Below are 12,119 nucleotides of genomic sequence, written 5' to 3' on the forward strand. Positions count from 1 at the left end.
CCCCGCCCCACCGGCGCAAGCGCTGGGGACGGAGGCTCTTGTGGGGCCTGCTTGGCCTCCTGGGACTCATCGTCCTGCTGGTGGCGGGCGCGCTCGTGTACGCCACCAGTCCCGGCGGGTCCGCCCGCCTGGCGCGCTTCGGCGTGGACCTGGCGAACAAGCAGTTCGCCGGCCGGCTGGAGCTGGGCGGGTTCGACCTGGACCTGAACGGCGCGGTCCTCACCGGCATCAAGCTGTACACGCCGGAGGGCGACCTGGCGGCGGAAGTTGCCCGCGTGGAGGCGCGGCTGAACCTGTCCCCGCTGTTGGGTCAGCGGGTGGACCTGACGAAGGTGCGCATCGAGGCGCCCCGCCTGTACCTGGTGCAGGACGAGCGCGGCCTCAACCTGATGCGCGCGCTGGAGCCCCGCGAGCCCAAGCCCGAGGAGCCCCCGGCAGAGAGCAAGAGCGCGCTGCGCATCGACCTCAAGGACTTCGAGCTGAGCCACGGCTACATCGACTTCCAGCAGGAGCTGCCGGACGGCGGCGAGCGCCAGGTGCGCCTGGAGGAGTTCGGCGCGAAGGGCGAGGGCCACTACGCGCTGGCGGACATGGACTTCGCCGCGGACCTGCAGGCCTCGGGCGGCCTCACGCGCCCGCTCACGGGCCCGGTGCGCCTGGTGCTCAAGGGCCAGGGCAAGGACGTGGCGCGCCAGGTGGACGCGCAGCTGGGGCTCGCAGGCATCGAGGCGGACCTGGGCGCGAAGCAGACCGGTGAGACGGCCGCGGCCGTGGAGCTGCGCCGGCTGGCCGTGCCGCCCGCGCCGGTGAAGGCCTTCGTGCCCACGTACCCGCTGGTGGTGCCCATTGAAGCGAAGGGCACCGCGTCCATGGACGGCGACCTCGCGAAGGCGAAGCTGGGCGCCACCGCGGGCAAGGCCACGCTGGACCTCGACGGCGACGTGAACCTCGAGACGTTCCGCACCTCGGAGACCACCGTGAAGGCGCGCGGGGTCAACCTGGCGGAGCTGATGGAGAACGGCATCCCCACCAACATCGCCGCGGACCTCGTGGCGCACGGCGGTGGCACCAGCGTGGAGACGCTGGACGGCGACGTGGCCCTCACCGTCACCCCGTCCGAGTTCCGGGGCCAGTCGGTGGGCCCCATCGAGATGAAGGCCAGCGCGAAGGACGGCCGCTACAACGTGGCCAACCTGCGCGTGATGATGCCGGGCGCGGCGCTCGTCGCCTCCGGTGAAGGCACCGCGAAGGCGCTGGAGGCGCGCGGCAGCCTGTCCGCGGGCGACCTGAAGCTCCTGTCACAGGCGTTGGACAAGCTGCTCCCCGGCGGCACCGTGCCGCCCATGTCCGGCAGCGGCTCGCTGGAGCTGCTGGTGACGGGGCCTCCGGCCGCGCCGGGCGTGAAGGCGGACGGCAACTTCGTCGCGCTCAACTACGGCGACATCGCCATCCAGGACCTGTCGCTCAAGGCGAACGTGCCGGACGTCACCCGGCCGCTCACCACGGACGCCACCGTGCTGGTGAGCCAGCTGAAGACCGCGGGCAAGACGTTCCGCGACCTGTCCCTGGCGCTCACCACCGATGACCACCGCGAGCTGAAGGCCAGCGTGCGCGTGGACGGCGACGCGCAGCTCGCGCTGGGCGTGGAGGGCACGGTGGACGCGGACAACGAGGGGCTCGCCATGCGCGTCTTCTCGCTGTCCTGGCCAGAGGCCACCTGGACGCTCCAGCAGCCCACGCACCTGGGCTTCGGGGGCGGGCGCATCGCGCTGGAGCCGCCGCTGGCGCTCGCGTCCGGGCCGCAGACCTTGAAGATCGCCGCGCTGAAGGACGGCGAGCGCGTGGACGCGCGCATCGACCTGGGCGCCTTTGATTTGTCCAAGCTGCCGCGCATCGCGGTGCCGGAGGACCTGGGCCTGGGCGGCACGCTGTCCGGCCACGTCGCGGCGAAGGGGCGCATGGCTCGGCCGGACGCGGACGTGGACCTCACGCTGACGGACGGCAAGGCGCGCGGCTACGAGGGCCTGGGGCTCCAGGTGAAGGCTCGGTACGTGAAGGACCGCGCCACCGGCACGCTGGGCGCGGAGCTGAACGCGGCGCGCGTGTCGTCGAAGTTCGACGTGCCCGTGCAGGGCGTGCTGCGCCGGCGCAACGAGCCCGTGTCCCTGACGGTCAACCTGGAGAAGCTGGACGTCGCGGAGGCGCTGAAGCTGGCGAACCAGCCCCCTGGCCCCACGGGCCAAATCACCGGCACGCTGGTGGTGGACGGCTCCGCGAAGGACCCTCGCCTGGACCTGAAGGTGGTGGGCGCGGAGCTGCGCTACCCCGGCCGTCCGGAGGCCCTGTTCGCGCAGGCGCTGGGCTTCGAGCTGCACGCGAACTCCGACGCGAACGACGGCACGCTGGGCGCGCGGCTGGACGTGCAGGGCGTGGCGCCGCGGGCCTACGTGCTGGTGAAGACGCCCTTCACGCTGGGCGGCGTCATCGCGAAGCCGCCCACGCCCGCGCAGGCGCTGGAGGCGCCGCTGCACCTGGAGGCGCTGGTGGCGGAGCTGCCCCTGAAGGTGCTCCAGGGCGCGGAGGGCGTGGACAGGCCGGACGGCACGCTGACGCTGAAGGCGGACGTGAACGGGAGCGCGCTCGCGCCGCAGGGCCGCGTGGAGCTGCAGGCGAAGGGCGTCACCGCCAACGGCCTGCCGCCCCTCAACGGCACCGCGCTGGCGCTGGCGGGAAATGAAGACGTGAAGCTGACGCTGGACGTCCAGCGCCCCAACGGGCCGCTGGCCACGCTGGAGGCGCGCGTGCTGGCGCCGCTGGCCGCGCTCCAGGACCGCGAGGTGGTCAGCCGCGTGCCCTTCCGCATGAAGGGCCGCGTGGGGCCGGTGCCCCTCAACGAGCTGCCCGGCATGGTGGTGGAGCCCGGCCCGGGCAACCGCGGGCCGCAGGGCGTGCTGTCCATGGAGCTGGTGGCGCGCGGCACGCCGGAGGCCCCGGAGCTGGAGGTCAACGCGGGCATGCAGGGCCTGGGCGTCGCGCAGACGGCGCTGGGGCAGGCGCGGCTGCACTACTCCTACTCGCAGGCGAAGTCCCTCTTCGACGCGATGCTCACCGCGCCCGGCGGCGGGTCGCTGCTGCTGGGCGGCACCATGGAGCTGGACCTGTCCCTGCCCGCGTTCCAGTCCGCGCAGGGGCCCGCGAAGAAGGTGGACCGGGCGCCGGTGGAGCTGACGCTGCGCGCGCGCCGCTTCGACCCGACGTTCCTGTCCGGCGTCTCCCCGTACGTGCGCTCGCTGGGCGGCATCATGCAGGCGGACGCGAGCCTGGGCGGCACCGTGGGCGCGCCCACCTTCAAGGGCAACCTGGCGTGGAAGAACGGCCGGCTGGGGCTGATGGGCTACGGCGAGTACAACGACATCCAGCTGGCGCTCAACGCGTCCCAGGACCGCATCGAGCTCAAGCAGCTCACCGCGAAGTCCGGCAACGGCTCGCTGGAGCTGACGGCCACCGCGAACCGCCAGGGCAAGGGCGGCGAGTTCCTGATGGAGGGCAAGGGCCACACCAAGAACCTGCCCATCGTGGTGGAGGACCAGCTGATGGCCCTGCTCACGCTGAACCTGTCCATGAAGGGCAGCCTCACCGAGCGGCTGGTGAACATCAGCGACCTGTCCATCCCGGAGGCGCACGTCGAGCTGCCGGAGGCCAAGCGCAAGGACCTGCAGCCCCTGGAGCGCCCCGTGGACGTGGTGATGGTCCGCAACGGCGTGCCGGTGGACAAGCGCAAGAAGAAGGAACAGGCGCCCACGCAGGTGGCCACGTCGCAGAAGGCGCGGGACCCGCGCAACGCGCCGGACTCCCCGGGCATGCCCGGCAACCCGGAGTCCACCGTGGGCAGCGGCGGCGCGGGCGGCCCCACCTCCCAGGCGGAGGCCGAGGCCCTGGCGGAGGAAGGCGAGGAGGAGGCACCGCCGCAGCGCCAGTTCTGGGTGAACATCAACGCGCCCCGCAACCTGTGGGTGCGCGGCACGGACCTCAACGTGCAGCTGGGCCTGTCCGAGGGCTTCCGCGTCGAGTACGCCAACGAGGCGCGCATGTTCGGCGAGGTGATGGTGCTGCTGGGCCGCGTGGACGTGCTGGGCCGCCGCTTCGACGTGCAGCGCGACAGCCAGGTGCGCTTCACCGGCCCGGTGATGATGCCGTACATCAACGTCACCGCCGAGCACCGCAACGACAACGCGAACGTCACCGTCTTCGTCACCGTGCGCGGCCAGGGCAAGGAAATCACCCTGAAGACGACGAGCGAGCCGGCCCTGCCGGAGTCGGAAATCTACACGCTGCTCGCCACCGGCCGGCGCACGCTGGAGCGCGGCTCCGGCGCGTCCATGAACGCGGGCGCGCAGGCGGCCTCCGTGGTGGGCTCGTTCGTCGCCAACGAGGCGCGCAAGGCCATTGCCGCGAAGCTGCCCCTGGACGTGCTCTCCATCGAAGCGGGCGACAACGGCATCTCCGGCACCAAGCTGGAGGTGGGCACGTACGTGACGGACAAAATCTACGTGGGCTACACCGGCCGCGTGGGCGCCAACCTCCAGCGGGGAGAGAACGCCAACGCCGTGCGCTTCCAGTACCTCTTCAGCCCGCGCTGGAGCCTGGAGGGCATGTACGGCGACGCGCGCTCCGGCGGCCTGGACCTCATCTGGACCAAGGACTACTGACATTCATGCCGAAAAGAACCGTCCAGGCCTCACTTTGACACATCAAGACACAGCACAAACCCACGACTTCACGCTCCAACCAATATACCAACAACAAACAACAACCCAACATAGATTGGCCATACAGTCCACGCCCAAACCGCCTCGAAATATTTCTTAACCGAGGCCGGAGGCACAACAAGACTTAGCTCTTCTCCAGACGCTATCAACTGAACTGGCAAGCCTCGAAATTGGCGCTCTTTCATGAGGAAGTAGGAGTCCAATCCCCAAAACACCACCGTCGGATAAACAGCCAGGACAGCAAAATAGCGCTCTGTGTCCTTGTTGCCAAAAGCCAGCAGTGCCGTGATGACTGTGACGGCCCACCCCTTAATAGCGAAGGAGTTCTGTGCCATCCTGCTAATGATGCCTTGGTGCAGTTCTGCGCGCTTGATGATAAGGTCCGACATGAAGTTCCTTCCAACTTGGGGCTCTGGTAGGCTCTCTATCGAGCACCAACGTTTAGGGAGACAGACGATGCCTCACTCCGTCTTCATTAGCTACGTTTTCGAAGAACGGCCTTACAAAGACAAAGTTGCGAGTTGGATTGAAGGACTGCGGCTAGGCTCCAATGTTGTCGTCACCTATGAGCGCGCCGATGTTCGGCAGCAAGGTGAACAGGAGATCCGCAACCACCTACGGCCTCTCATCCAGGGCTGTGCTGCGGTTTTCGTACTTGTGGGGGACACGAGCCACAGTCGAAAGTGGATTGACTATGAAGTGTCAGTGGCTCGCTCGCTTCACAAAATTGTTATTCCCATTAGGATTCCAGGGACGAGAGGAGGATTACCCCGAGAAATCCAAAACGAGCATGAAGTTGTTTTTGAGCCCAATGCAATTGCCAATGCACTTCGGGACAGGCTGAGGTAAAGCACCGTGAGTATAATGGGCACGTCTGGCTGCTACCAAGTCGTGGTACTTGAACCAGAGCGCAAGGCTACCGGTGGAGGCGGACACTCAACGACGCTGCAGGCGACCCTTGAACGTCAGCTACGGGAACTTGGGCTCGACCCTATGGCTGCACTACGGGTTCTCGATGAGAGTAACTTTCACCGAGAGCGGGTTCGCGGCATGCCTGTGGCTGCCGTTTACTTCGGTGGGTCATACCAGAGCACGGAGGCTACTCAGATCCTAGAAGAGCTTCGAAGCGAGGGCTGCTTCATCCTCCCCGTTGTACCCACGCTGATAGCGTATCAAACGCAGGTCCCCAGCACACTGGCTGCAATCAATGGCCAGGAACTAAAAAAGAGCGACCCTGCCCTAGAGCACATTACAGCCCGGCTCATGGAAGAACTGGGATTGATGCGCTCGCGTCGACTCGCATTCATTAGCTACAAACGAGATGAGTCACGCGGGGTAGCGCTCCAACTCTACCAAGCCTTGGATGCTTGCTCGTTCGAAGTATTCCTGGACACCCACAGCATCAAACGTGGCGAGGAATTTCAGCCCATGCTTTGGGACAGACTAGGAGATGCGGATCTACTGATTCTCCTGGATACACCCAATGCGCTTACAAGCACTTGGGTCGAACAAGAGGTCGCACGTGCACACAATCTTGGGCTGGGCGTGCTCCAACTCATTTGGCCCGCACCGCACAAAAGAACGCCTGGAACCGAATTGTGTGAGCCATTCGTTCTCGAAGCTAACGACTTTACCGACAATCCGAACTCGTCGGGAACGACACTCAACAAGTTCAAGCTTGAAGAGATTGTCGCGCGGGCCGAATCCACACGTGCTCGTTCTCTCGCAAGTCGAAAAACCAGAGTAATTACCGAGTTCTGCAAGCAGATGAAGACACACGGAGTGGACGTAACCATCCAACCCTCTGGACGCTTGGAAGTACCGCACCCACACCGTGGCGCCACGTATGTCTTTCCCATTGTGGGGCATCCAGAGGCAACTCTGCTACAAGAGATAGCCGACGACTGCACAACATGCGGAGCACCAACTCCTCATGGCTGTCTCATCTACGATCCGCTTGGCATTTGGCCCCGGAAAGCAGCGCACCTACAGTGGCTTAATGGCTTCCTTCCCGTCGAATCCCTGGCTATCTCAGAGGTCCCCAAGTGGCTGACACCCAAAAGCACACCTTAGGGCCTGTCTTCCTCTCAGCAAGCATTCCCAGCCCGTATCGCGATCAGAAGTACTTGACCACCGTTGACCTCATAGCCATCAGGGAGGCCGTCACCGCGCTCACCATGGTGATTGCTCCCACAGATCGGCTAGTTTTCGGTGGCCATCCCGCAATTTCCCCCTTAGTACATTTAGGCGCAGAGCGACTTGGTGTCGCAAACCATGTCTACATTTATCAATCCCTCTTTTTCAAGAGCATGATTCCGCCGAGTTCACTGAAATTTCGCCATCTCATCTGGACGCAAGCGGGTGCCAGCCGGGCCGCTAGTTTGGACCTGATGCGAAAACAGATGATCATGAGCGAGCGCTTCCAAGCAGGGGTGTTCATAGGAGGGATGGAGGGAGTGGAAGATGAATTCAAGCTCTTCTGTCACCACCATCCACATGCGGCCATTCTCGCAGTTGCTTCCACTGGAGCTGCCGCTCGTATCCTTTTTGATCGCGAGCCATTGGGCACGAAAGATCCTGGACTAGAGCATGATCTAGCATACGCATCCCTGTTTAGACGATTATTACGTAGAACAGGGAGCCCGCCGATTCCCCCGGCTAGTAGCCCGAGTTCATCAACTCCACCTTAATTGGCCGAAGCAAGCCATCATTACACCGCATCTACACTGAAGCACCAGCGCAAACACATCGTCTCTATTTACGCAGCCCAACTCTTGGAGCCAGACACTGAGCCCCTGAAAACCTGCCAACAGAAGCAAGTTTCCGCCACCCCACTACCGCGCCACACTAGAACCAACAAATACCCTGGAGGACAATTTGGCACGCAGAGTCTTTTATAGCTTCCACTTCGACAATGACTTTTGGCGCACGCAGCAAGTGCGAAACATTAATGCTCTTGAGGGTCAGACGCTTGTCGCTGCGAACACCTGGGAAGAGGTTAAGAAGAAGGGTGACGCCTCAATTCAAAAGTGGATCGACGACCAAATGGTTGGAAAGAGTTGCGTTGTCGTTCTTGTAGGCTCAGAAACCGCCTCCCGCAAATGGGTCCAATACGAGATCAAGAAAGGCTGGAGTGAGGGCAAGGGGGTTCTTGGCATTCGGATCAACAAACTCCTCAACAAAGATGGCAAATCTTCAGCCCCAGGAGCCAATCCGTTCGATCTGCTCAACATTAAAGGGAAATCGTTCTCCCAAATAGCATCACTCAAAACCCCATCCGGGGTTGACAGCAAAGCAGCATACGCCGACATCGCCAAAAACATCGAAGCCTGGGTCGAAGAGGCTATTAAGATCAGAGAAAAATATTAGTCGCCCCAGCCAAGCTTACCCGCAAGAAGCAGGGTGGGATTGCACGACTAGAGATGGTGTCACACGGCCTACCGCCCTGTAACTTCTCATTCACAAGGACTACTGACCGCCCGGACGCGTACGTCCGGGCGGCATGCGCGGCCTTACAGCGGATACGCCGCGTAGCACGTGCCCATGGGCCCCACGCCCGTGGTGCCCGCGCCCGGTGCGTCCCGCCACGCTCCTTCCGCGCCGCACTGCTGCCACAGCGTGCTGCTCACCTGCACGCAGGTGCGCACGGGCACGCCCCGGCCCAGGCGCGTGGAGACGCAGTACGGGAAGGACACGTTGCAGTTGGACGGCTTGGTGGTGGTGCCGCCAATGAAGACGCCCTGCGAGCACTGGCGCCACAGCGCGTCCGACGAGCTCTGCACGCACGAGCCCTCCGGCACCGTGGCGTCCACCGTGCCGGAGTAGCAGCCCTCCGTGGTGGTCGTCAGCGTCCACGGGTACGCCGTCTTGAAGCGGTTGTAGATGGTCGCCATCAGCGACGAGCCGCCCACCGTGGTGCGGCCGCACTGGATGGCGTACGCGCCCACCCAGGGCGTGTACGTGTAGAGCGCGGCGGTGGCGTTGTTCACCGGCTTCACCGAGCACGGGTCCGACGTGGACTTCGTCACCCCCACCTTCCAGCCGGAGATGGTGGCGCGGCCCGCCTCCAGGTCGGTGAGGTAGCCGCGCATCTTCTTCGCCGCGCACTCCACCTGCTTGCCGAAGCCCACGTATTGCGCGTCACAGCCGCTGCCGTCCGGACAGCCACAGCCCGTGGCCTTGCTCAGGTTGGTGGACGTGCCGCTCTGGATGAGGCTGGACTCACCCTGGATGCGCGCCAGCATGTACAGCGGGCTGATGTTGGACGCGCGCGAGCGCTCCACGATGAGCGTCGCCGCCGTCTTGCCCCAGGCCGGGTCCGTGTAGCCCGCCAGGTACGAGCCCTGCTGCTGGAGGAACGCCTGCACCTGCGCGGGCGTGATGCCCGTGCCGCCCGTGACGTCCGAGTCCTCCAGCAGGCGGTGCATGTCGTACTTCGTCGTCGCCTCCTGCAGCACCTGCCCGGTCAGCTCGTCAATCACAGGCTCGTTGGGGCTCTCTTCCAGGGGACCGCAGCCGGCCGCCAGCAGCGCCGGGAGCAGCAGCACAGACCATCGGAGCTTCATCACGCACACCTCGGGGGAAAGGCCGGCTGAGGGCCGGTGGGGCGAGCATGACTCAAGACTTTCCGGGAAGTTGAGAATTAGCCCCGAGCAGGGAGGACGAGGGGCGGAGTAGAGTTCTGGACATCATGCGGACCCCTGCCCTGTTTCGTCGGAAGTGTTGGCCGTTCCTCGCCGCGGGCCTCCTGGCCGTGGCGGGCTGTTCGGATTCGAGTGGCCCGGGTGAAGAGCCCGGTCCGGGCACGGACGGGCCCGGAGTGACGCCGGGCGACGGCTCGGAGTGCCTGGGCGCGAAGTTCCTCACCACACTGGGCAAGAGCACGGTGCTGGTGGGCGCGCAGATGGAGGAGGAGACGTCGGGCAAGGCGCCCTTCGACGTGCGCTACCTCTACATCGCCGCGGGCGTGTTCGATTCGAAGGACGCGTGCACGTCGTGCACGTCGGGATGCACGTCCGCCGGCGCGTCGTGCGCCAACGGCGTCTGCAACTGGTGGGGCTGCTGGCAGGACGTCTCGGAGGCGCCCGGCGCCTACGTGCGCGACTTCATCAAGGCCACGCAGGCGAAGGGCCAGATTCCCTTCCTCACCTACTACGAGGCGTTCCAGGCCAGCGGCTACACGGAGGGCGAGGAGCAGCTGAAGGCGCTCAACGACGCGGCGTTCCTGGGGCGCTACCTCGCGGACTGGCGGTTCCTCTTGAAGCAGGTGGGCCAGGAGAAGGTGCTGCTGCAGATCGAGCCGGACATGTGGGCCTACCTCCAGTTCTTCCCCAAGGACGGCAAGGCGCAGTCCACGCCGGCGGCCGTGAAGGCGGCGAACCCCACGGACTGCGGCACCCAGGAGAACAATGGCGCGGGCCTGGGCAAGTGCATGATCGCCATGGTGCGCAAGTACGCGCCCAACGCGAAGGTGGGCCTGCACGCGAGCGCGTGGGCGACGAAGACGGACGTGTCCCAGAACACGGACCCGTCGTTCGACGTGGCGGGCGAGGCGAACAAGGTCGCGGACTTCCTCCTGTCCGTGGGCGCGGGCGACACGGACTTCGTCACGGTGGAGGCGTCCGACCGCGACGCGGGCTGGTACCAGAAGACGACGGGCAGCGCGGCGTGGTGGGACCCGGAGAACCGCAAGCTGCCGCACTTCCACCAGGCCTTCACCTGGGCCAAGGCCGTGTCCGCGCGGCTGGGCAAGCCGCACATCTGGTGGCAGCTGCCGGTGGGCAACATGTCCCTGCCCGACAGCAACACGAAGTGGCGCGACAACCGCGTGGACTACTTCCTCACCCACCCGGGTGAAGTGGCCGCCGCGGGCGGCGTGGGCATGCTCTTCGGCGCGGGCAACTACGAGCAGACCACGCCGGAGACGGACAACGGCAACCTGCTCAACCGCGTGAAGGCCTACAAGGACGCGGGCGGCCAGCCCGCGTGCGTGAAGAACTAAAGCCGCTGACGCCCGGGCCTTCGTCAGGCCCGGGCCTTCGCCTTCTTCCGGGCCTGGATCTTCTGGATGTATTGGGTGGCATCCGGCGTCTCGCAGGCCGTGTCGCCGTGATCCACCTCCACCCTGCCCAGCCGCTTCGCCGTCGCGAGCGCCGCGGTCTGGACCGCGCCTCCGGTGGCGCCCACCGCGATGAGCGCCGTGTTCATCGCCTCGCGGACGCGGTTCTTCGCGCCCGGCAGCTCCGCTTCAATCCGCTTCACCCACGGCAGCAGGTCCTCCTCCGCGAGCACCGCCGTCTTCGTGAGGAGCGCGGCCAGGCTCTGCCACCCTGCCCGCCCCACCCATTCGGACCTGGACTTCGTCCACGTCAGCGCTTTCGCCGCGTGCGGTGAGCGCAGCACCACGTTCGTCACGAAGACGTCCGTGAGCGTGTGCCAGTCCAGCCCCTTCGCCCAGGCGTCCAGCTCCTTCCAGGGCATCGCGGGCGCGTCCACCACCATCGTCGCCAGCAGCCGCGCCTCTGTGTGGCCAGATGCCCAGAGCGCCCGGGCGAGCGCCGCGTCCGTGCCGATGCGCTTCTTCAGCGCCGTCAGCGGACCGAAGTTCACACCGGACAACGGCTGGGGGGCCCCGTGGCGCAGATAGGTCTTCCGCGTCTGCTCCGTGCCCAGCCGCTCCAGCTCCCGCATCGTCTCTTCCAGGGTCATGGGGCGTTGGATTGTGCCAGCACTAGCTCAAACGAGTGACTGTCACTCCCCCAGTGCCTCCTCCAACTTGCGGCCCGTGAAGGGTGGATGTCTCACCTGCGAGGGGGAGTGATGACCAGCGCTGAGTACCTGTCCGATGTGGAGTCCCTCGACGCCATGGACGCCTGGGAGGGCGCGGATGCCCTCCAGGAGCTGGAGGACCTGGCGGATGAGTTCAGCGAGCTGGAGTCCTTCGAGCCCTCGGGCTTCGAGGACGACCCCTTCGAGCCCTCGGGCTTCGAGCCCACCGGCTTCGAGCCCTCGGGGTTCGAGGATGACGGCTTCGAGGAGCTGTTCGCCGCGGCCGAGGCCGAGGACGCCTTCCTGGAGGACGACGGCTTCGAGGGGTTCGAGGCGAGCCCGGCCACCGGCCTGTTCGTGCCGGCCACCAGCAACCGGCTCGTGTCCGGCCCCGCCGCGGTGACGCTCGCGCGGGCGCTCAACCCCTTCGTGCTGGAGTCCATGGACGCGGATGACGCCGAGGCGTTCTTCCGTCGCATCACCCGGCGCGTGCGCAGCGCCGCGCGCGGCATCGCCCGGGGCGTACGGCGGGCGGGCCAATTGGGGGCCGCGGCGCTGCGCCGCGCGGGGCCGCTCATCGCC

The 12,119-nt window shown here is 65.8% G+C and carries 9 protein-coding genes and 1 pseudogene; 7 read left to right on the plus strand and 3 right to left on the minus strand.

Features of this window, described 5'->3' with window-relative positions; all coding sequences use genetic code 11:
• Positions 1-4,709 (plus strand): translocation/assembly module TamB (locus D7X55_RS25480; protein WP_233610056.1); only part of this gene is annotated, 4,709 nt, incomplete at its 5' end.
• A gap of 68 nt (positions 4,710-4,777) precedes the next feature.
• Here the strand turns inward: D7X55_RS25480 and D7X55_RS43515 are convergent.
• Complete coding sequence (locus tag D7X55_RS43515; RefSeq protein ID WP_158626423.1) at positions 4,778-5,158, minus strand: hypothetical protein; 381 nt, start codon at positions 5,156-5,158, stop codon at positions 4,778-4,780.
• Positions 5,159-5,225: 67 nt separating this feature from the next.
• Between D7X55_RS43515 and D7X55_RS45775 the strand changes: the two genes are divergently transcribed.
• The 4 genes from D7X55_RS45775 to D7X55_RS25495 all read left to right on the plus strand — a co-directional run bounded on the left by D7X55_RS45775 (position 5,226) and on the right by D7X55_RS25495 (position 8,138).
• Positions 5,226-5,618, plus strand: coding sequence for a TIR domain-containing protein (locus D7X55_RS45775; protein ID WP_158626424.1), 393 nt, complete (start codon positions 5,226-5,228; stop codon positions 5,616-5,618).
• A 432-nt stretch (positions 5,619-6,050) separates the two neighbouring features.
• Positions 6,051-6,842, plus strand: coding sequence for a toll/interleukin-1 receptor domain-containing protein (locus D7X55_RS45780; protein ID WP_368666507.1), 792 nt, complete (start codon positions 6,051-6,053; stop codon positions 6,840-6,842).
• Positions 6,815-7,459 (plus strand): hypothetical protein, encoded by a 645-nt coding sequence (locus tag D7X55_RS43520; RefSeq protein ID WP_147468255.1) that lies wholly within the window; start codon positions 6,815-6,817, stop codon positions 7,457-7,459. Before D7X55_RS45780 ends, D7X55_RS43520 begins: the two co-directional genes overlap by 28 nt.
• A 187-nt stretch (positions 7,460-7,646) precedes the next feature.
• The gene (locus tag D7X55_RS25495; RefSeq protein ID WP_121724447.1) at positions 7,647-8,138 is read left to right on the plus strand and encodes a TIR domain-containing protein; all 492 of its coding nucleotides are present in this window, start codon (positions 7,647-7,649) and stop codon (positions 8,136-8,138) included.
• A gap of 143 nt (positions 8,139-8,281) precedes the next feature.
• On the opposite strand, the gene D7X55_RS25500 is transcribed toward D7X55_RS25495, so the two are convergent.
• Positions 8,282-9,334, minus strand: coding sequence for a hypothetical protein (locus D7X55_RS25500; protein ID WP_121724448.1), 1,053 nt, complete (start codon positions 9,332-9,334; stop codon positions 8,282-8,284).
• Between the two features lie 125 nt (positions 9,335-9,459).
• Here D7X55_RS25500 and D7X55_RS25505 point away from each other — a divergent pair, with 125 nt between their 5' ends.
• Complete coding sequence (locus tag D7X55_RS25505) at positions 9,460-10,770, plus strand: hypothetical protein (protein WP_121724449.1); 1,311 nt, start codon at positions 9,460-9,462, stop codon at positions 10,768-10,770.
• A 23-nt stretch (positions 10,771-10,793) separates the two neighbouring features.
• On the opposite strand, the gene D7X55_RS25510 is transcribed toward D7X55_RS25505, so the two are convergent.
• Positions 10,794-11,477, minus strand: a complete 684-nt coding sequence (locus tag D7X55_RS25510) for a DNA alkylation repair protein (RefSeq protein WP_121724450.1) — start codon at positions 11,475-11,477, stop codon at positions 10,794-10,796.
• Between the two features lie 111 nt (positions 11,478-11,588).
• On the opposite strand from D7X55_RS25510, the pseudogene D7X55_RS25515 reads away from it, so the two are divergent.
• Positions 11,589-12,119 (plus strand): annotated as a pseudogene (locus D7X55_RS25515) (hypothetical protein); the annotation flags it as partial.

The sequence above is a fragment of the Corallococcus sp. AB049A genome (assembly GCF_003668885.1).
Classification (GTDB): domain Bacteria; phylum Myxococcota; class Myxococcia; order Myxococcales; family Myxococcaceae; genus Corallococcus; species Corallococcus interemptor.